General features: G+C 45.3%; 20 protein-coding genes and 1 tRNA gene. 5 read left to right on the top strand and 16 right to left on the bottom strand.

What is annotated here, in order from left to right; genetic code table 11:
• Positions 1-2: 2 nt before the first annotated feature.
• The 5 genes from HPS54_RS04275 to HPS54_RS04255 form a co-directional block, all read right to left on the bottom strand.
• Positions 3-872 carry a DUF58 domain-containing protein gene (locus HPS54_RS04275; protein WP_172344234.1) on the bottom strand — a complete coding sequence of 290 codons (870 nt, stop codon included), beginning with the start codon at positions 870-872 and terminating at the stop codon, positions 3-5.
• Entirely contained in the window at positions 872-1867 is a 996-nt protein-coding gene (locus HPS54_RS04270) for an AAA family ATPase (protein ID WP_172344233.1), read from the bottom strand. Before HPS54_RS04270 ends, HPS54_RS04275 begins: the two co-directional genes overlap by 1 nt.
• A 1165-nt stretch (positions 1868-3032) precedes the next feature.
• Positions 3033-3563 carry a 30S ribosomal protein S16 gene (locus HPS54_RS04265; protein ID WP_172344232.1) on the bottom strand — a complete coding sequence of 177 codons (531 nt, stop codon included), beginning with the start codon at positions 3561-3563 and terminating at the stop codon, positions 3033-3035.
• 164 nt (positions 3564-3727) lie between these two features.
• Positions 3728-4390 carry a lipocalin-like domain-containing protein gene (locus HPS54_RS04260; RefSeq protein ID WP_172344231.1) on the bottom strand — a complete coding sequence of 221 codons (663 nt, stop codon included), beginning with the start codon at positions 4388-4390 and terminating at the stop codon, positions 3728-3730.
• An 18-nt stretch (positions 4391-4408) separates the two neighbouring features.
• On the bottom strand, positions 4409-5212 hold the full coding sequence (locus tag HPS54_RS04255; RefSeq protein WP_172344230.1) for an MBL fold metallo-hydrolase: 804 nt from the start codon (positions 5210-5212) through the stop codon (positions 4409-4411).
• 90 nt (positions 5213-5302) lie between these two features.
• Here HPS54_RS04255 and HPS54_RS04250 point away from each other — a divergent pair, with 90 nt between their 5' ends.
• Positions 5303-5776 (top strand): hypothetical protein, encoded by a 474-nt coding sequence (locus HPS54_RS04250; protein WP_172344229.1) that lies wholly within the window; start codon positions 5303-5305, stop codon positions 5774-5776.
• On the opposite strand, the gene tamL is transcribed toward HPS54_RS04250, so the two are convergent.
• On the bottom strand, positions 5730-7892 hold the full coding sequence (gene tamL / locus HPS54_RS04245) for a translocation and assembly module lipoprotein TamL (RefSeq protein WP_172344274.1): 2163 nt from the start codon (positions 7890-7892) through the stop codon (positions 5730-5732). The two genes, HPS54_RS04250 and tamL, sit on opposite strands and share 47 nt — an antisense overlap.
• A gap of 134 nt (positions 7893-8026) precedes the next feature.
• Between tamL and HPS54_RS04240 the strand changes: the two genes are divergently transcribed.
• Entirely contained in the window at positions 8027-8785 is a 759-nt protein-coding gene (locus HPS54_RS04240; protein ID WP_172344228.1) for an RNA methyltransferase, read from the top strand.
• A gap of 210 nt (positions 8786-8995) precedes the next feature.
• On the opposite strand, the gene HPS54_RS04235 is transcribed toward HPS54_RS04240, so the two are convergent.
• Positions 8996-9070: transfer RNA gene (locus HPS54_RS04235), tRNA-Arg, on the bottom strand.
• Positions 9071-9157: 87 nt separating this feature from the next.
• Between HPS54_RS04235 and HPS54_RS04230 the strand changes: the two genes are divergently transcribed.
• Together HPS54_RS04230 and HPS54_RS04225 are read left to right on the top strand one after the other, a co-directional pair.
• Entirely contained in the window at positions 9158-9364 is a 207-nt protein-coding gene (locus tag HPS54_RS04230; RefSeq protein WP_172344227.1) for a hypothetical protein, read from the top strand.
• A gap of 586 nt (positions 9365-9950) precedes the next feature.
• Complete coding sequence (locus tag HPS54_RS04225; protein WP_172344226.1) at positions 9951-10439, top strand: PH domain-containing protein; 489 nt, start codon at positions 9951-9953, stop codon at positions 10437-10439.
• A gap of 399 nt (positions 10440-10838) precedes the next feature.
• On the opposite strand, the gene HPS54_RS04220 is transcribed toward HPS54_RS04225, so the two are convergent.
• Genes HPS54_RS04220 through HPS54_RS04210 form a run of 4 tightly spaced genes read right to left on the bottom strand, consistent with a single transcriptional unit; the run spans position 10839 to position 16452 of the window.
• The gene (locus tag HPS54_RS04220) at positions 10839-12305 is read right to left on the bottom strand and encodes an MFS transporter (protein ID WP_172344225.1); all 1467 of its coding nucleotides are present in this window, start codon (positions 12303-12305) and stop codon (positions 10839-10841) included.
• Positions 12302-12454, bottom strand: coding sequence for a glycoside hydrolase family 30 beta sandwich domain-containing protein (locus HPS54_RS12825; RefSeq protein ID WP_253951928.1), 153 nt, complete (start codon positions 12452-12454; stop codon positions 12302-12304). The genes HPS54_RS04220 and HPS54_RS12825 overlap by 4 nt, the downstream gene beginning before the upstream one ends.
• A complete protein-coding gene (locus HPS54_RS04215; RefSeq protein WP_216653028.1) occupies positions 12429-13784 on the bottom strand; it encodes a glycoside hydrolase family 30 protein in 1356 nt (451 codons plus the stop codon). The genes HPS54_RS12825 and HPS54_RS04215 overlap by 26 nt, the downstream gene beginning before the upstream one ends.
• A gap of 28 nt (positions 13785-13812) precedes the next feature.
• Positions 13813-16452, bottom strand: a complete 2640-nt coding sequence (locus HPS54_RS04210; protein WP_172344224.1) for a hypothetical protein — start codon at positions 16450-16452, stop codon at positions 13813-13815.
• Positions 16453-16476: 24 nt separating this feature from the next.
• On the opposite strand from HPS54_RS04210, the gene HPS54_RS13025 reads away from it, so the two are divergent.
• Positions 16477-18000 (top strand): triple tyrosine motif-containing protein, encoded by a 1524-nt coding sequence (locus HPS54_RS13025; RefSeq protein ID WP_172344223.1) that lies wholly within the window; start codon positions 16477-16479, stop codon positions 17998-18000.
• Between the two features lie 479 nt (positions 18001-18479).
• Here HPS54_RS13025 and galE read toward each other — a convergent pair whose 3' ends face one another.
• The 5 genes from galE to HPS54_RS04180 all read right to left on the bottom strand — a co-directional run bounded on the left by galE (position 18480) and on the right by HPS54_RS04180 (position 22683).
• A complete protein-coding gene (gene galE, locus HPS54_RS04200) occupies positions 18480-19520 on the bottom strand; it encodes a UDP-glucose 4-epimerase GalE (RefSeq protein ID WP_172344222.1) in 1041 nt (346 codons plus the stop codon).
• Positions 19521-19804: 284 nt separating this feature from the next.
• Positions 19805-20407 carry an electron transport complex subunit RsxA gene (rsxA, locus tag HPS54_RS04195; RefSeq protein ID WP_172344221.1) on the bottom strand — a complete coding sequence of 201 codons (603 nt, stop codon included), beginning with the start codon at positions 20405-20407 and terminating at the stop codon, positions 19805-19807.
• Positions 20408-20409: 2 nt separating this feature from the next.
• The gene (gene rsxE, locus HPS54_RS04190; protein ID WP_172344220.1) at positions 20410-20994 is read right to left on the bottom strand and encodes an electron transport complex subunit RsxE; all 585 of its coding nucleotides are present in this window, start codon (positions 20992-20994) and stop codon (positions 20410-20412) included.
• 61 nt (positions 20995-21055) lie between these two features.
• Positions 21056-21679 (bottom strand): RnfABCDGE type electron transport complex subunit G, encoded by a 624-nt coding sequence (locus HPS54_RS04185; RefSeq protein ID WP_172344219.1) that lies wholly within the window; start codon positions 21677-21679, stop codon positions 21056-21058.
• The gene (locus HPS54_RS04180) at positions 21676-22683 is read right to left on the bottom strand and encodes an RnfABCDGE type electron transport complex subunit D (RefSeq protein ID WP_172344218.1); all 1008 of its coding nucleotides are present in this window, start codon (positions 22681-22683) and stop codon (positions 21676-21678) included. Before HPS54_RS04180 ends, HPS54_RS04185 begins: the two co-directional genes overlap by 4 nt.
• Positions 22684-22693: the final 10 nt, after the last annotated feature.

The following is a 22693-nucleotide window of genomic DNA, read 5'->3' as shown; positions in this document are numbered from 1 at the left end:
ATTCAGCTCCTCATAGCAAACAACTGTAACAGCGGTTTGACAAAGTCTCCGTCTGTAGCAACGGAGATGTTGTCGGTGTTACTTTTGTTGAAAATATCTTTCAGGGCTGCCTGACGGTCTGCCCAATACTGTGCATGTGCCTGTCTCAGTCGCCGGCTTCCGGTGTCTATAAACATTTCATGACCTGTCTCGGCGTCCACAACCTTCATCAGTCCTATATTAGGAAGCTCTTTCGCACTTTTGTCATACACCTGTATTGCCACAAGGTCGTGCTTGCGGTTACAGATGGTTATCGCGTCTTTAAAATCGTTGCGGGCATAAAAGTCGCTGATGAGGAAAGTGGTACACTTGCGTTTTGCCACCCTCAGAAGGAACTCCAATGCTTTGTTGATGTCGGTTTTCCGGCTCTGCGGACTGAAATCGAGCATCTCGCGAATGATATATAGAATGTGCGTTTTGCCTTTCTTGGGCGGGATATATTTCTCTATACGGTCTGAAAAGAAGATAACTCCAATCTTGTCGTTATTCTGTATGGCACTGAAAGCCAACGTTGCGGCAAGTTCTGTCACAACATCTTTCTTCAACCGTCCTGATGTACCGAAATCAAGAGAGCCGCTGACATCAATAAGAAGCATCACTGTCAGCTCGCGCTCCTCTTCGAACACCTTTACGTAGGGCTTATGAAAACGCGCCGTGACATTCCAGTCTATGTCACGCACATCATCGCCATACTGGTATTCGCGCACTTCCGAGAATGCCATACCGCGCCCCTTAAAAGCCGAGTGATACTGACCGGCAAAGATGTTGTTGCTCAGCCGGCGGGTCTTTATCTCGATTTTACGGACCTTTTTCAATATATCCGAAGTATCCATTAAGGAACCTCCACTTTGTTTATTATCCGGCTTATTATCTCTTCACTCGAAACATTATTTGCCTCTGCCTCGTAAGAAAGTCCTATACGATGACGCAACACATCATGTGCAACGGCGCGTATGTCTTCAGGCACCACATATCCGCGATGCTTTATGAAGGCGTATGCACGGGCTGCCTTGGCAAGATTGATGCTGGCACGCGGACTTCCGCCGAAAGATATCATATCCTTAAGATCCTCCAGTCCATAGCGTTCCGGATAGCGGGTGGCAAATACGATGTCGGCAATATATTGCTCTATCTTCTCGTCGATATAGACCATACGCACAATCTCACGTGCCTTGATGATTTCCTGTGCTGTGGTTACAGGCGCGGGAATATTGAAAGTTCCGCCAAGGTTCTGACGTATAATGAGTTTTTCCTCTTCCAATGTGGGATAGTCTATTATGACTTTCAACATGAAACGGTCCATCTGCGCTTCCGGAAGCGGATATGTGCCTTCCTGCTCAATAGGGTTCTGCGTAGCCATAACAAGGAAAGGAACAGGCAACTCAAAGGTATTGTTGCCGATAGTGGTCTGATGTTCCTGCATGGCTTCGAGCAATGCACTCTGCACTTTCGCCGGTGCACGGTTTATTTCGTCTGCCAGAATGAAGTTGGCAAATACCGGTCCTTTCTTCACCTGGAAGTTTTCGTCCTTCTGTGAATAGACCATCGTACCGATAACATCGGCAGGAAGAAGATCCGGCGTAAACTGTATGCGGCTGTAGTCCAAGTCTATGAGTTGTGCCAAGGTCTTGATTGCCAATGTCTTTGCAAGTCCCGGCACACCTTCAAGCAGAATATGCCCGTCGCTAAGCATACCTATCAGCAAAGAGTCTATAAGGTGTTTCTGCCCAACAATGACGTTTCTCATGCCATTGACCAAACTTGTTATAAAGGCGCTTTGCTGCTCTATTCTTATGTTCAGTTCGCGAATGTCTATAGATTCTGCCATAATTATACTTTTTTAGTTCTGAATTTTGGACGCAAAAATACAATAATAATAAATGACAGCCGAAAATTAGCAACTAAATAATATTAAAAAAGCACCGCCGATACATATTTTAAGAAACTTTTGGCTTTTGCAAGTTTTATATATTGAAGTCATCTAAACTTTTATGACGAATAAAAATCTTAAACTTTTATATCTTCTAAATCCAATCTTTACCTTTCTTTTTGATTTGTTTTTACCTTTTCATAGGTCGAGCAGCCCGCTACACTCCCTCTTCAAGTGCAAAAACACCCTCAAAAAATAAAGGCAAATATTGAATCTCATAAAAGTTTAGATAACTTCATTACCGTGAATTCGATGAATTTTAATTGTCTGATAGTTTTGTGATTAGCGAAAATTGTTGTATTTTATAGTGTTATTTTGAATTCATTGAATTCACGTTAAATTAAATTTTCGTGTCATTTTGTCATTTCAAAACCGTCATCTGAAAGTCGCGTTCTACGTTTTAAAAGTTGTTAAGAGCGGTCGTAAATGATGAAAAGGCGTGCGTTTTTTGCTAAAAGTACGTCCAAAAGAGAGTAAAAAACGTGCCTTTAGCGCCTGAAATGCCGCATTTTGCAGGGTAAAATGGCTGCTTTTGGAACGTAATTAGGCAACTTTCGCATAGTAATCAGGCAACTTTATTATCCCGAATGATGCACATTTTCTCACTTTTACACTTAACCCATTGATATCAAATGCATTATGTCTGCACACGAATTTTGGCGTTATTTCACTCCAACAAGCTTCTTTTTTCTGAACATCGCAGTATTTCGGGGTTATGAAAAATCAAAAAGAAAGGAAAAAGCGCAAAATAATGAATAATTGACAATTTATAAATTAACGTGAATTCATCGAACATACGTTATATTATAACGTAAATTATATGAATTACACCTTGCCCCTCCCTTTAAAAAAAAGAGACACATTGAAAGCACAGTATACATATATAACACACCTGTTTATATGATTCTGTGTCTGTTTTTAATCAAACGCTTATTAAATGTAGGACAATGTCGTAAATGAAACACCCCCCCGGAAGTTGAACCGGATAATGTTTAACCAGTCCAACTTCCGGGGGGTGTTTCATTTACGACACTGTCCTTTCTCAATTTTGAGTAAGGATTTATTAAGCCTCTACTGCTGTATCCTCAGCTGCATCCGTTACACCCTCTTCAGCAGGAGCTGCAGCCGCTGCCTCGGCAGCTTTCTTCTCTGCAACTTTCTTGGCTATTGCCTCATTCATTTTCTTCTCTGCTTCAAGGTTCTTAGCATAAGCTTCCTTCTTTGCTTTAGCCTCGTTCTCGCGGAGAGTGTCCAAGCCTTTTACCTTGTCTGCTTTCCATGCATCGAACTTGCTCTGTGCTGCAGCCTCGTCAAAGGCGCCTTTCTTCACACCACCGCGCAAGTGCTTCATCAAGTAAACGCCCTCACTCTTAAGGATGTTGCGTGCCGTGTCTGTAGGCTGCGCACCTGTTTCCACCCAATAAAGAGCTCTGTCAAAATCCAAATCTACTGTGGCAGGATTGGTGTTAGGATTGTAAGTACCAATCTTTTCAGTAAATTTACCATCACGTGGTGCTCTTACGTCAGCGATCACTATGCTGTAAAAAGCATATCCTTTACGACCGCCGCGCTGTAATCTGATTTTTGTTGCCATTTTAAATAATTATTAATTTTTAGGTTTGAATTGTGCTACTAATCCATAATAGCGGTGCAAAATTAGTTATTTTTATCTGTAGTGGAGCATATAAAAGGTGAAAACGACATGCTTTTTAACTTATTTTCATAAAACAACATCTAAAGCATATAATTTTACAACGTCTATTTCTGTTTCTTAAGCAACAGCCCGCATTCCATTCCGTCCATGCTTCCAAGCAGAGATGTCGCCGCCTTCAACCTCGAATCATTGGAATACTTGCCCAAAGCATTGACATATTTGAGCAGTTTAGACGCATCCATTACTATAAGAAGGCAATCTCCGTCTATCTGCGTAGTACCGACGAACTGTGAAACCTTGCCTGCATATTTCAATATAATATTCTTGTCTTCAATGGTATAGGTTCCCTTCAATGACTTTCCACGAAGTTTCTGTTCGAAATTTCCGTTCTTGTCGAAACTCATGGTGACATCACCTTTCTTAAAACCGTACTTCTCAAGTCTTTCCTGCAACTTCTTTTCTATCAGAGAAGAAGCAAACTTGCCACCGGCTTTCTTAAGAAGATTGTCGCTTTTGAACACAACTGCCGGTTCTTCATATACCCATGTACCTATGACAAGTTCTTTGGTCGCTATCTTATTTTTAGAGAAAACACCTGTAAGGGAAGAAAGCAAACCTCCGTCTTTATTATCACCGGTATTGCCTTTAGCTTCTACCGTTTCTTTCACTTTATTCAATATATCGCCCAAATTTATCTGTGCATTGGCATTTACACACATCATAAATGCAGCCGACAGGAAAAGTTTTCTTGTAATTGTATTCATCATACCTGTTGTAATATAAAATTATTTCAATTCAAAAATCCCTGTAGGGGTTTTCCTCTTTAATATATCAAGTGAGAAATCGCATCCCACGGCTATTCCGTTTGCACCAAGTACCATTTCCACTGTCTTGCGCGCCAGTTCCGGATGATTGTTTTCCTGACTTAAATGACAGAGCCACACGTGCTTAAGCCTATCGGTGGCACTGCGGGCAATAGCTTCTGCACATGATTTATTGCTGAGATGTCCGTCCGGACCGCTCACCCGCAGTTTAAGATGCCTTGGATAAGCACCGTTAAGCAACATTTCCTCATCATGATTTGCTTCAATCACCAGATAGTCTGCCTCGCCTATATGTTTCTCTATCTCGGGAGTAACATGTCCCACATCGGTTATAAGACAGAAAACCGTATCGCCGTAAGTTATCTTATAACCTACATTATCACGACTGTCATGGGGCACATCAAACGGTGTAACGGAAAATGAGCCGAGACCGAACGTCTCACCTTTAAGTATATATCTGATATTATCTGGAATTACTTTCTTACGTACGCAATAATTACACGCTATGCCTTTATGCACCTCGTCTGTGGCATAAACAGGTATATTGTAATCCTGGCTCAGGCAACCTACAGCCTTGACATGGTCGGCATGGTCGTGTGTGACAAGTATATTGTCAACATCACCAAGGTTGCAACCATAATCATGAAAAAACTTCTTTAATGTCCTGATACCTATTCCTGAGTCTATTAAGAGTCCTTCTGTTTCCGTATACAGGTAATAACAATTACCGCAACTTCCACTTCCGAAAGATATAAATTTAAGCATTTTATCGGATTTTAAATGCAAAAGTAAATATAAAAGAAAACAACACCAAAGTTTTTTGTTACCTTTGTGCGATTTTTTTAATGTTTTAATATGAAATTTAAATATCATTTTTTAATACTTTTCCTTTTATCACTTACAGCCGTACTGTCATGCAACAAGTTAAGGACAAATGGTAACGACGAGACGGAAACCATTAAATCCGTTGTCAGTGACTTCTCGTACAGTTATTTCAACTACCGTTTTAACGATGCGGTAAAATTGTGTACGGAAGACATGAAAAAGACAATAAGCTACGTTGCCACCAACATCAACGAAGAAGACATCACATCACTGCGCGACAAAGAGACGGCAGCAACATGCGAAGCGGGAGACATCGTACTCGTAAACGACAGTTGTGCCGAAGCCGAATGTGTAGTAAACGACTATTACGTAAAGGAAAACATCGGTGAAACGGGGAAGATAACAAACAAGTCGGAATGCCGTATCATGCTTATAAAGAACAACGGCAAATGGCGTGTTAAAAAGGTAATCCCACTGCGAAATGGAAAGCCGAGTCGCGACTGAACTTAGGATGCACTATTGCATAATGCTCATCACGCGTTTCGTAAGCAGGGTTTATGGCTTTCATACCCATATCGAAACGCAATATGAAATAATCGAAGTTCAGTCTTAATCCGATACCGTAAGCCACGGCTATCTGCTTGTAGAACTCACCGAAATCAAACTCTCCTCCCGGCTGCTCCTCATATTTACGGAGAGTCCAGATGTTACCGGCATCTACAAAAGCGGCACCATATATCTTCCAGAAAAGCGGCACACGGTATTCCATGTTCAAATCGAGCTTGACATCACCGGTCTGATTGATGAAATCAATGGCACCGTCCACTCCACGAAATCTACCCGGTCCCAATCCTCTTACATTCCAGCCTCTCACCGAGTTTGCACCTCCGGAAAAATATCTTTTCTCAAAAGGCAGCACGGAACTGTTGCCATAAGGATAAGCCACACCAATACCGATGTGAAATGCGATATTGGACAACGCCCCTGTCTTGATGACTTTCGTATAGTCAAAATCTGCCTTTACATACTGTGCGTACGCTATATTAAATAAGGTGTACTGTCCGTCACCGTTGCGCGAAAAGTCTGCAATGCGCGACAGCCCGTTCAAGACATTGCCTGCTGTCTCTACATTTATCCTGCATGCCTCGCCGTCTCCCGTATAAGAATATCCGAAACCTATCTTCATTATAAACAGGTCTTCATAGTTATATCTCAATATAGCATTGCGGTTACCGGCATTGTCAAGATACTCTTCCTTGAACGTGGACGAGATCCATGGCATATAGATGTAATTGAGATCAATCAAGTCGAACTTATAACTTTTTGTACGTTTAAGATTGCTCCAACGATAACGCCATGCCGAAGAGAACACACGCCGATGAAACTCTGGTCTGTTCTGCATATTATAACTCACCGCCAACTCAGACGAAGCAGAAGAGTTCTTGCGGAAAGACGAACGAAGAAAAGGAGCTACAAATCGCGGAAAAGACAACTTAGACTCAACACTATACTCTTCATAATCCTGGTTTTGATACCCCTCAAGCCCAGTTATAGCCTCAAAAGCTCCACGCAGCCTTACGCTGAAAGTCTCGGCGCCTCTGAACATATTCCTGTTCTCATACATAACGGACACTGCTGCACCAAAGTCACCGGCGGTATTGGTTCCTTCCGGTTGAAAACTTATGCTGTTAGGCTTGTTGGTGCTTACATGTATGTTGCAGTCAAGCATATCCGTGTCCGGAACTTCCTGAAATCTTATACTCGTATATTTAACCGCCGGCAACTTACCGAAACTGTTGTATGTTCTTTGCAAGTCGCGCGAACTGAAGAGCCTCCCCTCCTCTATCCAAGTGTTCTCTTTCAATACGCTGTTTCTCAAATGAGTTCCACCGTCGTCACCTCCGGAAAAGTTCACGCTGCGTATAGAATAGCGGGGATGCAACATCGCGGAAGAATTGTTGTCTTCACGGTATTTATGAATGTGCATTGTCACGTCAAGAAGCTGCGATCCTCTTGCCGAGTCTACGGAAAAAGTTATGAAGTCCTTGTTAAAATGATAATACCCGTTATCCATCAGCAACGATGTTATCAGCTTACGTTCTTCATCAAGCTCATTCACGTTAAAAAGCTTTCCGTCCCTGAGTTTGCTACCGTAATTCCCGACGTTCTTCAAGAATGCCGCGATACTGTCATCCTGAATATCATGGCGTATTGAATGTACGAAAAAAGGCTTGCCTGTTGTAACATGGTATATCAGAGACAACTTGTTCTTGCCCTTCAACCTTGTCTCTACATCCACTTTCGCATTAAGATATCCCATATTCCCCACTGCAATGGACAAATCATCACAGGTCAGTTGTGCCTGCAATGTGTCATAAACAACAGGACTTTCACCCATCTTGCGCAACGTACGGTTTATCCATTTGGTTGTATCGGCACCGGCAAGGGCGTATGTACCAAGCGGAACTTTCAATGCCGAGAACCACTTGGAATTTTCTTTCTGACGTATATATGGCTCAAGCAACGACACGTCAACAGCCTTGTTGTCGATCTCAAGCTCCACCTTGTCGAGCATATACATGCCTTCGGGAATAAATCTGGATGCCGAGCAGGATGTCATCACAACAACTGCGACTACCACAACGGTTCGGCGTATAATGTTCAGAAGCACTCTTGTCACTTATCTCATCATTTTTAGTGTTGCAAAAATAATATATTTTTTGTACTTTTGCTCACAAAAGAACCGAAAACAACATGATAAGTAAAAATCTGGCTAAATACATACATTCGCTCGAACTGAAGAAAAACCGATACAATGAAAAGGCTTTTGTGGCAGAGGGTCCGAAAGTTGTAGGCGACCTCCTACATATCTGCAAGCCAAAGCGCATCATTGCCACTGAAGAGTGGTTCGCTACCAACAACCGTGCCGCATGCCCCGAAGAGATAGTGGTAAGCGACAGCGAACTGAAAAAAATAAGTTTTCTTCAAAATCCGCAGAAAGTTCTTGGAATATTCCCCTTTATAGACAACAGCAATGCAACAACCGACTTTTCCCGACAGTTGTGTCTTGCCCTTGACGGAGTACAAGACCCCGGAAATCTCGGCACAATAATAAGAATAGCCGACTGGTTCGGCATCACAAACATATTCTGCAGCAACGACACTGCCGACATTTACAATCCCAAGGTTGTACAGGCAACAATGGGAAGCATCGCCAGAGTAAACGTGGTATATACCGACATGTGTACATTCATCGACAGCATACCCGACAACACACCGGTGTACGGCACCTTTCTTGACGGCAAGAATATATACAAGCAGCCTCTGACACGCAACGGGATTATTGTCATGGGCAACGAGGGAAAGGGAATATCCGACAAAGTGGCGGCAAAGATAAACAGGCGGCTCTTCATACCAAACTACCCTGAAGGAAGACCGACAGCCGAGAGCCTCAACGTTGCAATAGCCACAGCCATAACGTGTGCAGAGTTTCAACGGCAGGCATCACTTTAAGGGGAACAACCAGAATGACGGACTGAAGAATTGTCAACGTTTGATATAATAACGGTAGAATGTCCGGTAGAATAATGGTAGAATATTTCGTACAAATCAAGCATAAACGCCATGATATGCCATGACCCGGAATGAACCCGCAAACATTCGGAAAGCCTTTAAACAAAAGGGAAAGCCTTGACATACAAGACTTTCCCGACATTCGCTCAGTGATTCCGTAGGGATTCGAACCCTAGACCCACGCCTTAGAAGGGCGTTGCTCTAATCCAACTGAGCTACGGAACCTCCAAATCGCCTGCAAAATTAGTTATTTTTTCTCTCATTGCCAAACTTTTTACATAAAAATCTTTTGTCTTCTGCTTTTTAAGCAGTATGAAAGACAGGCAAAGAGACTTTGCATATATATACATTCCGCATGCAATGGCACAAGGAAAAAGCATCCGTTCATTACAGATTGATAAAGCATTAATTATCAAAATGTTACATATAGCTTTGCAAAAGGTGACTTTTCAGGCTTTGGAAGGGCACCTTTTGCAAGCCAAAACGCCGCCTTTTAGAAGACGAAATGCCACCTTTTGAAAAAAGACCGTTTACGAACCGGCATCTCTCTGCATATTTATCAAACATGAATTCGTCGAATTTATGTTCCTTGTTATATTACAAACAACCCATGGAAGGTGTATGAGAGCTTAAAACATGCTATACGGGTTTCTGCGGAATATACTATGGAAATGTATCGCATATGAGATGGAAACGTAACGCATATGAGATAAAAATGTATCGCATATGAGATAGAAACGTATCGCATATGAGATAGAAACGTATCGCATATGAGATAGAAATGTATCGCATATGAGATAGAAACGTATCGCATATGAGATAGAAACGTAACACATACCTATATATATAATAGGTATATTCATATATATAATAGGTATATTCATATAATCCGCGACATTAGTCGATAAGGATATTTTGTACGCATAAAGGTTTCACATCCGGCTTAACAGCTCCATCAAAACGGTCGGAAAATTGCTTTATGATTGAGAATATTCCTACAGAAAGAATAAGTTTCTCGACTTTTATCTGTATCTTTGCTATGTCTGTTGAAGTCTTGTTTGACTTTCAGCACAGCACCAAGCAACCATTATATTAAAGACATCCAATGAAAAAGCGTGTAGAACTCAGTTCATATTGCCAGATTATTTCGGCTATCTCCACCGCAGTGATGTGCGGCGTGTTTGCTTACATACTGAAACAGCCTGATAACGAATGGGCTGTTTGTGTGTTTGGAGCGGTCATCATCCTGCTTTTCCTCTCAACTCTATTCTTTATGCCCTTATCCATTTCGATAAACAAGGAATATCTTAGCGTTAACAGACCGCTGCGAATTAAATCCATTCCGTTGTCAGACATTTCAGAGGTAAGGCTCTGCGCTCCTACCATGGGCGCAAAGAGGATCTGTGGCAGCGGTGGTTGGTTCGGCTGGTATGGATGGTTCCATGAGAGAGATCTCGGCAAGTATTTTGCCTACTATGGCAAAGCATCAGACTGCTTCCTTGTCACCCTTAAAGATGGAAAGAATTATATGCTCGGTTGCAAAGATGCTCCCGAGATGGTCGAGGCTATATCCGAAATGACAGAAAACGGATAAGGGATATCACAAAATCGGCTCCGTCCAATATACTCTCGCTCGCCAAAAAACTGTGCTCCCACACAGTAAAATATCTAAAATATTGTAAGTAAATGTTTTGGTACTTTAAATAAAGTTTCCTATCTTTGCATCGTTATCCTGAAAACAATCTTTTTACCTTAAAAACTAATACCTATTGAAAAGTAAAGCGGTTATCTGTGAAGACAACCGCTTTATGCTTTTTATCAAAGTTACCTATACTTTAACTGTGGATATATCATTATGCAGAAAATATACGACAAAGGATAATATAACGTGAATTCTACGAATTCACATTTTCTCTTATAGTGAACTCTGACACACCCTCGATATAGTTATACCATTTCGAGTTTTGCTTAACAACACCGCTTGCAAACAGTCTTACCTCTTTACTTTCAGCGCAGCCTTTATTTCCTTCATCTTTTCCTCTGTGAGATTATAACCAATCATGACAAAGATTGCAACAAAAGCAGAGCTGGCAGGTACGATGATATCTGCCAGTCGCAGCTGTGTGAGGGTCTCTGTAGTCTGGACGGCAGCGTTCTGGTCAAAAGCCACCCACTTGAGGATTGCACCGCCTAAGACAAGGGCGAGCGACTGCCCCATCTTGACCATCCACCAGTAGATAGCTCCGAATTGGCTCTCCTTGCGCGGCAGACCGTTGCGCAGCTCGTCGAGGTCGCACACGTCGGCTGTCATACTCATCATCAGAGTGAAAAGTCCACCCATACCAAACGACATGAGCGGCAGCGGCAAAAACATGAGCCACGGGTTCTCTGGGCTGAAGCCCCACCATTTCAGTACATAACCAACGATAGAGATTAGTGTGGAAATAATGAATGCCTGCTTCTTACCCCACTTGCCTGCCATCCAAGTGACTACCGGTATAACCATGAAGGCAGTGATAAGCGCATTGACAGTGGCAAAACATGCCGAAGCCGAACGGAACAACGTGGGCACCCACTCCCATGTAAGCCAGTTGTTTGCCAGCGAATAATCACCGTCAAACATATAGTAGACGATAATGTAGTTGCTGAACGATGCCACCATCTGGAAACCGTTATAGACAAGGAATGTAGCCACACACAACCGTAGGAACGGACCGTTGCCGAACACCTGTCCCAAATTGCGGAACACATCCGTTCCCACATTCCATATACCGGCAGCTGTAATGCCCGGACGTTCTTTTATGTCTGCGGGCAATGGCGGTTCCTTACAGAAGAGAGCCGGCATGATACCGGTAACGATACACAAGGCAGCCACCACAATCGACAACTTGCGCACACCCTCTACCTGTGTGGCAAAGATATAGTCTGGATTGGAGATAAGTGCCCAGAACCAAGGCACTATCATCCAGGCTATTTGTCCAATGGTGTTGGTGATACCCATCAGCCGTGTGCGCTCGTTATAGTCGTCAGACATTTCATAGCCCAGTCCAATGAACGGTGTACTGAAGATAGTGTTGCCCGTGATATAAAGCAGCGACATGACAAGGAAGTACCAGAAGTTGAACGTCTGTCCGTTCTCCGGACTCATCTGCCACAACAAGATAAAGAGTATTCCGGTGACAATGGCTCCCACGAAGATGTACGGACGCCGACGTCCCCAACCTGTGCGGGTGTTGTCGGAGATGTATCCCATGATCGGGTCAGTCAGTGCATCGAAGAAACGTGGGATACCTCCCAACAAGCCCGCAAGGAACGGATCCATGCCAAACCCCGTAACGAGGAAAAACATGAATATTGCCAGTGCTGCGGGCAACAGGTTATTGGTAAGGCTGCCCGAGCCATAGGCAATTTTCTGCCCCATGCTCAGGCGGCGTGTAGTGGTAACGGCTACTGGTTTCATAACAATACTACAGTTTGAATTGCCTCTTTGGCAATTGTCAGCTTATGGTGTTTGCCGTCAATGACAAGGTCGAGTGCTGCAGGACAGTTACCTTGGTTCATCACCACAACGGCAATAGTGCCGTCAGGGTTGCGCACGGCAGTAGCCATAACCTCTTTGCTTTGACACTGCACACCCAGTACCTTTGCACCGGGGCGCAGGAAGCGACTGAAGTGGGATATAGCATAACATGGGTGTGAAGTACACCTCATCAGTATCGGGATCGGCAAGGACCGGTGCCAGACACCAGTTCTGCACCCAGCAAGGACCACCCTGCCGGTCGAGCACCATGTTCCAGTCAATCCAACCATCAACCCAGCTGTTCAGACAACCGATGATGTCGCGAGCATAACGAAACACGGGTACATATTTGGGATGCAGATGTTTCTGCTCTTCAGGAGCCCAGTCCCAACCCCAGTCGGTACCTTCGCATGCCCAGTACCAGGCATCGTCTTTCCAATGAGGCACCTCGGCATCGCAGCATCCCTCTGTTTCAATAATCAGTTTGTTGGGTGCTTTCTCGTGGGCGTAGGCAAACATCTCGGGAAACCACTCCACCGTACTCTCATACCAGTGAACTGCAATACCGTCGAAATACTTGGACGTAGCCTCATCGGCATACATTGCATCCACCCATTTCGGAATATCCAGACGGTTCTGGTCGTATCCCAGAATCTTCACATTGTCAAAACCGGCGCGCTCAAAGGCAGGTCCCATGTAGTCGCGCACAAAGGCAGCCTCGTACCCCGGGTCGAAGTACATGCTCTCCCTGTTGTTGTTGTTACCATAAGGCTCGTTGACTGGAGTCATAGCCCAGATGTCAACCCCCTTAGCCTTGTAGGCCTCAAGATATTTCACCAGATAGTTGGCATACACCTTTTGATATTCGGGCAACAGCACTCCACCTATGTAGTTCTTGTTGTCCTTCATCCAGCGTGGGGCTGTCCAAGGCGATGCCACTATGCGGAAGCCGTCAGCCGAAACCGCCTGCGCATCCTTTATAAGGGGCAACAACGTAGCCTCATCATGGGCTATGGAGAAGTGTTCGAGCAGTGTATCGCCCTCCTGCTCGGCATAGCTGTACTGACCTTTGGAGAAGTCGCACGAACCAATATGCGTGCGAGTCAAAGAGTAGCGGGAACCATAGGGACCGAAGTAGGCGTCGATTACTTCCTGCCGCTTCTGTTTGCTCAGTCGAGCAAGCAGCGATGACGTAGCCTCTGTAAACGAACCGCCGATACCGACAAGCGTCTGACGCTGTTCCTTACTGTTCACTTCGATAAGTACTTTCTTTTTGGCACGAGCAAATACTGTCTTCTCTGCAAGCTTGTCACCGGCTGAGTTGGTTTCCCATACCTTCATGTTGCCGGTCTGCGAAAAAGCGTTCTGCACACAAAAAGATGCTGCAAGTGCCATTGTCAATAATGTTTTAGTATTCATAATTATTAATTTTTTAGTTTCGGAATGTCTATACTATAATATCCAACTCGTTCAGTTGACGTGCAAAAAGGTGCGCACTATCTGCTTCAGACAACATCATACCATTGCTCTCACCTTTATGATATGTAATCTTTGCGCCACAGTAGGTGAACGATAACGTGCCATTGGGTAAAAACTCATTGTCTTTCAAAAGGGTCGGGTGGAACGAGACCTTGCCATCACGTACTCGAACGCCCAGTTCACCGAAACGACAGAGGATGTCTTCCTTCACCTGCCCTGTCATACCCGGCTGACGCGCACCTTTTTCCCATGGAGTGTGTGAATAGGCATCGGTAGCGAAAGCCCCGTACTCGCCGGAAGTCTTATGGATACCCGTGCCTTCGAGAATAGCATGATAGTGCTTAGCAAAAGCCTCTGTCTCCGGGGCGTTTGCATCCAATGCCTGGAAATAACACTCTTGTGTAGCTACCAGCAACTTAGACACCATGTGCCAATAGATGCTGCCCAGTCCCTCATAGGCATAGAACGTGCCGCTGCGTCCGGTGAATGCCTTATGGTTGAATGTCTCTTCAAAGAGTTGCAACAGTTTCTCCTGCTCTGCTGCCGGCACGCCTGCGCCATTCATGGCTGTTAAGAGGTCGAACGCATTGCGGAACGTGCCATTGAAGTGCAGGTCTCCACACACATCCTTGCTCACCAGTCGCTTGTCGCCTTCCGCCACCATCGTCTGCAATAGGGGCGAACGTTCCAGTGCATCGGCAGGCAGGCAATTCTTCTCAAGGAAGCCCGGCAGCACTTTATTGGGATATAGCATATAGCTCTGCTGGTCTTCTCGCCACAGTTTGCTGGCACGAAGGGCATCGAGCACTGCCAAAGCCTCAGCATCTGTCAGCACTCCCGAACTGAGCACGGCAACCTGACCTTCCAACATCTCCGGCAGACGGCGTATACCGGCAAAGCGTCCCTGCGAGAGTTCCATGATGTTATAGGCATGGTACAGTCCGTCGCTACGACGATTGCGGCGTATACTCTTTGCCACTGTTTTAAGGGCAACTGCAAGGAAAGCAAGCACGTCTGCACGTTGCACGTTCACCGTGCCTTCGCTAAACGAATGTTCATATACTTTCTGCCTGTAAGCCGCTGCAGTCTTACCAAGGGCGTCCATCACTGCCTGCGTATCGGTAAGTCCGAGAGCTACATGCGTATCGGCAAGCCATGTACTCACTTCGTTTGAAATGGCGAACTCTGTTATTGGTGCAGCTGCCACTATGTCGCTATAGAACTTCAACGCACGGTGCAGGTAGCACAGTGTCACAACCGACAGACCGCCACCAACCAAAGCGTTATTGGCATCGTTCCACTCCGGACGCTGAGTGTTCATCCATATACCGCCGTCAGGAATGTAGTTCGCCAGTTTTGCCAATAGCGACACCAATATCTTCTCCAACAGCGATACTCTCACCGTTGTACCGTCGGCTCTCTTCAACAGGGCAGCCTCTACCCCATTCACTGCCATTTCCTTCTTAAGTTTGTCGCTAAGCGGTGCATCGAAACAAAGAGTGTCTTTGGGGGTCTGCAATATCTCTTTATATGATTTGATGCGATAAGGCACATTGGCAAACGGATATTCTGCCTTGTCAAGACGCTTTGCCAGACAACCGGGTGTATGTGCCTCTTCTGCTTCCATAAGGCGCAGCAGGTAGATAATCTGATGGTCGCCCCAATAGCCGATATACGACCACGGGTCTGACGGATCCTCTGTTTCCCAGTCAAATCCTGCCTTGGTAACACGATAAGGATTGTATCCATCGGCTGTCGAACAGCTCAAGAACTTGTCTATCATGGCACTCAACAGAGACGGGTATGATACAGCCAACGCCTCCCAGTTCTGGAAGATGTCACGCCAGTTGCCTTCATAGTCAAGCACGGGCTTACCCGTAACGGGGTCGGTAGTGTTGATGTTGAACTTGTTCCAAGGGCGTGTGGGGTCGCCGTGACGACGGCTGAAGCCCAATGGTAGCGGATTGTCGGTTGTGGCTTCGGCAAGAGGAATACCGCCACGCATGATGTTGAACATGGTGTTACTGAAGTGGCGCGCCGTGCGTGCCTCATCGGCAGTCACCTGAATGCCGTCGGCTTTTGCCACAAGCTGCACCAGTCGTACTGTAGCTTCCTCCTGGTCTTTGCCCAAGATGGCTTTCATGTCTTTCTCTTTGAGCAACTCTTCTCTCAGTGCCACTATATCGGTCTGGTCTTTCATGACATCTGCCACGATTGTCCACGATTTCTCCTCTCCGGCGGCAAGCGTCATGTTTGTACCCAACAGATATGCTCCACTTTCTCCCTTGACGAGAGTTTCTTCCGTCAATGGCTGTCCCTTGCGGAAAGCCGATATCTGTGTTGATGACAATAGGTGTATAGGATTGTCGAGTCCCGTCTGCCATGCCACATTCGTGCGCAATGCCTCACTGGGTTCTGCACGGTCTATGATGATGGCACTCAGACAGAACAGTCCCATACCCGTATGTGGTTCCAACTGTGTCTGCTTATAGGCGTTAACCAGATTGCTGGATGCTTGCTGCAACGCACTGGGCACTCCGCATGGCATGATATTTTGCAGACCGTCAAGCAATTCCAAACTGACAGTCTGTCCACCAAAGTTCTCCATTGTTGCCTCGCGCTGGAAACCATAGTGAGTGGCGAATTCATCGAAGATGCAGACGGCAGTATATGGGTTTCACATTGGCAGAAGGGCATCTATCATTTGGTCTTGGACAACGAACTGAAGAACGTCAAACACACGGAACACTTCCACAAAGGCAACGGTCTGCTGGTGGACGAACTGAACATAGTCTGCAAGATACAGGGGCGAACGTACATCTCTACGGTCGACGGACTGTACAGCTATGATTCCAAGAAGCGGAAACTCACGTTAGATAATGGCATGAGCCGCATCTTTAACAAGTTTGGCGTTCCACTGAACATATACGAAACACCCGACGGCGACCTGTGGGCTTATACAGAAAAGTATCTGGCACTTGCACAAAGACAGAAGAACGGCAGGTATAAGGTCGACAGCATATCGTATAAAGGCATGGTAAATCGCCTGCAACCGGTGGGCAGACCGGGCTTTACCGCTCATCAGACACTGCTAAACAGTCAGGACGGCTTTTTCGTTGCTTCGCGTCAAGAACAATTCGTCGGCTACAAATCGAAAGTATTTGTACGACGCATTTATAGCACCAACAAGCGCGACTCGCTGCTGATGGCTTTCTTTCCGTCTAATAACGGTGATGCGGTGCGTGTGGACCACGACAACAACTCGCTGCGCATAGAATACGTTATGCCCGAGTATCGCGACCCCAATGCCGTTACCTACTCCTGCCGCTTAGAGGGCTACGACAAACATTGGAGCACACCGCAAACAGCCAACTATACAGACTACACTCATCTGCCCAAGGGCGAATATGTGTTTCACGTAAAGGCTCACAACCGATTGACGGGGCAGAACGACGAGTTCCGACAGACCATCATCATCTTGCCTGCATGGTACGAGACGTGGTGGGCATACCTTATATATATTATAATAGGTGTACTAACCGTTCGTATGCTGATACTCTACCTGAAAAAACGTGCCGACCGTGAATTGCTGCGGATGAGGAAGGAAAAGGAAAGACAACTGCGAGAGCAAGAACGCGAGTTCCAAATGGAGCAGGCGCAGAAAGACAAGCAGCTGGCAGAGCTGCGCAACGAGCAACTAAACCTTAACCTCAAGCAGAAGGCGGGACAATTGGCAGACTCTACAATCAACCTAGTGCGTAAGAACGAGATGCTGCAGGAGATAGACCAATCCATGTTCGAACTCTCCGAGGACGTAAAGCACAACGAGCCCGCCACAGCACTGCAGCGACGCATAAAGAACATAAGGCGAAGCATAGAGATGAACATGGGCGACGACAAGAACTGGCAGAAGTTTGAAGAGAACTTCAACCTGGTATATGACAATTTCATGCAGCGGTTGACGGAACATTATCCCGAGTTGAAGATGAACGACCGCAAACTATGCGCCTACCTGCGTATGGACCTTAGTTCAAAGGAAATAGCCTCACTTATGAATTGCAGCGAGCGCAGCGTGGAGACAGCCCGTTATCGCTTGCGCAAGAAACTGCAGATGGAAAAAGGCGATAACCTCACGACGTTTCTTCAAAACTTCTAAGTGTCATAAAGTGACGTAAATTCAACGGATTTATTTTCCTTGCTATAGTACTGCCCGCTCCCGGAAGGTGTTTGAGAACTTAAAACATGCTGTACGGGTTTCTCCGGCATATGAGATAAGAATCTATCGCATATGAGATGGAAACGTAACGCATATGAGATAGAAACGTAACGCATATGAGATAGAAACGTATCGTATATGCGATAGAAATGTAACGCATATGAGATAGAAATGTAACGCATATGAGATAGAAACGTAACGCATATGCGATGAAAACATGTAACACCGGTTTAAGTATGTAATGAAATATCCCTACATATCGGATATAAGTCCGTCGGTAATAAAAACGCCTGAATAAGGTTAATGTATGCAACTCTTCTTTATACACAAAGCACTAAATAAAACGAATATGACATTATCACACACTTCTCATTGAGTGCCGGATAATGTCATATTCGTTTGCTCTACACAGCTTTAAATCACTGTATTCCTTTCTCGCGCAGTCTCTGCTGCCACTTCCATGCCGTAAGCAACGTTTCGTCCAAGCCGGCTTCGGCTTTCCAGCCAAGCACGTTGTTGGCACGGTCGGGGTTTGCCCATATCTTTTCGATATCGCCTTCGCGGCGCGGAGCATACGTCCAGTTGAGTTTTACGCCTGTTACGCGCTCAAAGCTCTCGACAACCTCGAGAGTGCTCACTCCGTTGCCCGTACCGATATTGAAGTATTCCAACGCCTCCGAGCTGCTGTCGTTCAGGATGCGCTCCATTGCCTTGACATGTGCCTTTGCCAAATCTACAACATATATGTAGTCGCGCATGCAAGTACCGTCCGGAGTGTCGTAGTCGTCGCCGAATATCTTCAGCTGCTCGCGTATTCCCATTGCCGTCTGGGTTACAAACGGTATGAGGTTCATCGGCACACCGTTAGGCAGCTCGCCTATAAGTGCGGAGGGGTGTGCACCGATAGGATTGAAATAACGGAGAATAATCGACTTTACAGGTGCACCGCTATATATATAATCGCTTATTATCTCCTCGTTTATCTGCTTTGTGTTGCCGTAAGGGCTTAGCGCCTTCTGTATAGGAGAGTTCTCGGTAACGGGCAGGTTCTCTGCCGTGGGCTGTCCGTAGACGGTGCAGCTTGAAGAGAAGATGATGCCTTTGACATTATACTTTGGCATAAGCTCAAGCAGATTGAGAAGGCTTGTAAGATTGTTGCGATAATACAGCAACGGTTTCTCCACGCTCTCCCCCACAGCCTTGCTTGCGGCAAAATGTATGATTCCGCATATACCCGGATACTTTTCAAACACCTTTTCCATGTCCGGAAGATTGCAGCAGTCCACTTGTTCAAACGCCGGACGCTGCCCCGTAATCTGCTCAATGCCGTCAAGCACCTGCACGTTGGAGTTTGACAGATTGTCTACAATAACTACATCATACCCCGCCTGCTGTAGTTCTACCGTGGTATGAGAACCGATAAAACCGGTTCCGCCCGTCACCAATATTGTTTTCTTCATAATAAAAATTAGTAGTAAATGAATATTTGAAGTTATCTCAACTTTTATGACGAATAAAATATTAAACTTTTATATCTTCTAAATCCAATCTTCACCTTTCTTTTTGGTCTGTTTTTACCCTTTCATCGGTCGAGTAGCCCGCTACACTCCCTCTTCAAGTGCAAAAACACCCTCAAAAATAAAGGCAAATATTGAATTTCATAAAGTTTATATGACTTCATTGGATAAAAAAGAAGGATGTCACAATATCAAGAGCATTGCAACATCCTTTTATCTGATTAATTTCAATCGAGTCCGAACAGAAGTTTCAGTCCGCCGTCAACACCGGAGAAGCCCATGAAGGCAAGGCTCAAGAGACCGGCAGTCACCATGACGATTGCCACTCCGCTCATTCCCTTCGGAACCTTTACCATTGCCAGCTGCTCGCGCAAACCTGCAAAAACGGTAAGTGCCAACGCAAAGCCTATTGCCGTAGAGAAAGCATATACTACACTCTGTACCAAAGAGAACTCTTTCTGTATAACAAGGATTGCAACACCCAGAACGGCACAGTTTGTCGTTATAAGCGGAAGGAAAATACCCAGAGCCTGATACAACGCGGGCGATGTCTTCTTCATCACAATCTCAACCATCTGCACAAGGGCGGCAATGACAAGGATAAATGTTATGGTCTGCAAATATCCGAGACCGAAAGCATTAAGCACATATGTCTGCACAAGATAGGTAACGATTGTGGCAAGCGTAAGCACAAAAGCCACTGCCGCTCCCATTCCCAACGATGTTGAAACCTTCTGCGATACGCCAAGGAACGGACAAATGCCAAGGAATTGTGATAACACGATGTTATTCACAAATATCGCCGATATAAATATAAGTATGTATTCCATAATTATGCTTTCTTAAATTTGTTTACTATTGCAATGAGATAACCCAGTGTTATAAATGCTCCCGGAGGCAGTACGAAAAGCAACATGTTGCATGTTTCGGGCAACAAGACTGCTCCAAAGAGTGAACCGGCACCGAGAAGCTCGCGCACCGAACCGAGCAATGTAAGACCGAGAGTAAAGCCAAGACCTATGCCGACACCGTCGAAAAGGCTTGCCACAGGACCGTTCTTACATGCAAAAGCCTCCGCACGACCAAGAATAATACAGTTTACGACGATAAGCGGAATGAACAATCCCAATGTTGCATACACTTCCGGGACAAATGCCTGCATCACCATCTGCAATATTGTAACAAACGATGCGATGACAACTATAAACACGGGAATACGCACTTTATCGGGAGTAATGCTCTTAATCAGCGAGATTACAATGTTCGAACATATAAGAACGAACATGGTGGCAAGTCCCATGGACATACCGTTCAGACCGGAGGTTGTCGTTGCCAGCGTAGGGCACATACCCAAAAGAAGAACAAATGTAGGGTTCTCCTTTACAATGCCGTTAAATAATATCTTTATATAATTCATTTGATATCTTATTTTTAGATGTTAAATCTTAGATGTTATATCTCAGACTTTAAGACTTATATTATTTCTCAACATGCTTTGTTGCACCGCTATCGGCATCGGCAGGCATGTTCTTATAGGCGTTATATGCCTGATTTATGGCAAGAAGGAATGCACGGCTCGTAATGGTAGAAGCTGTTATCGCATCTACACTGCCGCCGTCCTTGCTCACCGTGAGATTGTCGGTAGCCGGATTTTTGCCTATGATATCACCCTTGCCGCCTTTCTGGAACCACTGGTCGGCTTTTGCACCAAGTCCCGGAGTCTCCGCATGCTGCAATATTGTGTATCCGAGCACTGCGCCTTCTGCATTGAAACCTACAAGCACCTTGACATCTCCTCCGAAACCGCCGGTCGTACTTTCTACCGCCGCACCCAGATAGTTGTGCCGGCTGTCTTCCGTCTGGTGGAGAACAAAGACAACTTCCTTGCCGTTGATATTCTGCTTAACGGTATCAGTCTTTGTCACCGTGAGCTCGCCCCCGCCCATAACGGTCTTTATTCCGTCGGCAAGAGCTTTCTCTGCCTGTGCCTTGACGGGACCTTCCGTTACATGGTTTACATAAGCAAGGATACCTCCTGTTATAAGAGCCACACCAACAAGAACAAGCACCATGTTGGTTATCGTAGATTCTAACTTTTTCATTTCTTTGCCTCCTTCTTAACTTCACCAAAACGCTTTGGCTTAACATAAGTATTAATCAATGGTGTAAATGCGTTCATTATCAGTATTGCAAACGACATGCCTTCCGGATATGCGCCCCAGTTACGTATGACAACGGTCAATACGCCTATCGATACACCATATATAATCTGTCCCTTTCCTGTCATGGGCGACGTTACATAGTCTGTAGCCATGAATATGGCACCCAGCATAAGACCACCGCTGAACAATACTGATACAGGATTGGAATAAACCGGATTTGCGACATTCAACAGACCGCTGAAAACAAATACGGTAGCCAGAATACTTACAGGGATATGCCATGTGATAATCTTCTTCCACAACATATATGCCAGACCGAGAAGCAACGCCAGGGCACAGATTTCGCCGATTGTACCGGCACCGTTGTTTACTCCGGGATTGCCAAGAAGCAATGACATTGAGTCGGGCAATTTGTCCAATACAGAAGCGTCGCCGCTCTTTATAGCATGCTTCATAATGCTAAGAGGTGTCGCTGCAGTCTCTGCATCAAGATATTTTGTCAACTGTCCTGTAACGGGCCACGATGTCATCTGCACCGGGAAAGACACCAGGAGGAAGCAACGACCTACCAGTGCCGGGTTGAAAGGATTGCAGCCGAGACCGCCAAACGACATCTTGCCCACTCCTATTGCCACCAATGCACCGATAAGAATAATCCATACAGGAAGATTTGACGGGAGATTGAAGCCGAGCAACAATCCCGTAAGAATAGCCGAACCGTCAGTGATGGAAGGTTCCTTGCCCATAAGATACTTTGTTATTGCCCACTCAAAGAATACACATGCAGCGATGCTCGAGGCACAAACAACTACTGAGCCAAGTCCGAAATACCAGAAAGAAACAAGCAATGCCGGTATCAGCGCAATTATAACGCCGTACATATTGCGTTCTACGCTGTCATTTCCATGTGCATGTGGAGATAATGATACTATTAACTTATTCATTTTTTTACTT

This window comes from Xylanibacter caecicola (assembly GCF_013166515.1).
GTDB lineage: Bacteria > Bacteroidota > Bacteroidia > Bacteroidales > Bacteroidaceae > Prevotella > Prevotella caecicola.
Note: the sequence above shows the minus strand (reverse complement) of the source record. Positions and strands in the feature narration are given on the sequence as shown.

Excerpts from the sequence above, each read along its gene's own strand:
- HPS54_RS04275 (WP_172344234.1), bottom strand. The coding sequence starts at position 872 with ATGGATACTTCGGATATATTGAAAAAGGTCCGTAAAATCGAGATAAAG.
- HPS54_RS04270 (WP_172344233.1), bottom strand. The coding sequence starts at position 1,867 with ATGGCAGAATCTATAGACATTCGCGAACTGAACATAAGAATAGAGCAG.
- HPS54_RS04265 (WP_172344232.1), bottom strand. The coding sequence starts at position 3,563 with ATGGCAACAAAAATCAGATTACAGCGCGGCGGTCGTAAAGGATATGCT.
- HPS54_RS04260 (WP_172344231.1), bottom strand. The coding sequence starts at position 4,390 with ATGATGAATACAATTACAAGAAAACTTTTCCTGTCGGCTGCATTTATG.
- HPS54_RS04255 (WP_172344230.1), bottom strand. The coding sequence starts at position 5,212 with ATGCTTAAATTTATATCTTTCGGAAGTGGAAGTTGCGGTAATTGTTAT.
- HPS54_RS04250 (WP_172344229.1), top strand. The coding sequence starts at position 5,303 with ATGAAATTTAAATATCATTTTTTAATACTTTTCCTTTTATCACTTACA.
- tamL (WP_172344274.1), bottom strand. The coding sequence starts at position 7,892 with ATGACATCCTGCTCGGCATCCAGATTTATTCCCGAAGGCATGTATATG.
- HPS54_RS04240 (WP_172344228.1), top strand. The coding sequence starts at position 8,027 with ATGATAAGTAAAAATCTGGCTAAATACATACATTCGCTCGAACTGAAG.
- HPS54_RS04230 (WP_172344227.1), top strand. The coding sequence starts at position 9,158 with ATGAAAGACAGGCAAAGAGACTTTGCATATATATACATTCCGCATGCA.
- HPS54_RS04225 (WP_172344226.1), top strand. The coding sequence starts at position 9,951 with ATGAAAAAGCGTGTAGAACTCAGTTCATATTGCCAGATTATTTCGGCT.
- HPS54_RS04220 (WP_172344225.1), bottom strand. The coding sequence starts at position 12,305 with ATGAAACCAGTAGCCGTTACCACTACACGCCGCCTGAGCATGGGGCAG.
- HPS54_RS12825 (WP_253951928.1), bottom strand. The coding sequence starts at position 12,454 with ATGGCTACTGCCGTGCGCAACCCTGACGGCACTATTGCCGTTGTGGTG.
- HPS54_RS04215 (WP_216653028.1), bottom strand. The coding sequence starts at position 13,784 with ATGAATACTAAAACATTATTGACAATGGCACTTGCAGCATCTTTTTGT.
- HPS54_RS04210 (WP_172344224.1), bottom strand. The coding sequence starts at position 16,452 with ATGGAGAACTTTGGTGGACAGACTGTCAGTTTGGAATTGCTTGACGGT.
- galE (WP_172344222.1), bottom strand. The coding sequence starts at position 19,520 with ATGAAGAAAACAATATTGGTGACGGGCGGAACCGGTTTTATCGGTTCT.
- rsxA (WP_172344221.1), bottom strand. The coding sequence starts at position 20,407 with ATGGAATACATACTTATATTTATATCGGCGATATTTGTGAATAACATC.
- rsxE (WP_172344220.1), bottom strand. The coding sequence starts at position 20,994 with ATGAATTATATAAAGATATTATTTAACGGCATTGTAAAGGAGAACCCT.
- HPS54_RS04185 (WP_172344219.1), bottom strand. The coding sequence starts at position 21,679 with ATGAAAAAGTTAGAATCTACGATAACCAACATGGTGCTTGTTCTTGTT.
- HPS54_RS04180 (WP_172344218.1), bottom strand. The coding sequence starts at position 22,683 with ATGAATAAGTTAATAGTATCATTATCTCCACATGCACATGGAAATGAC.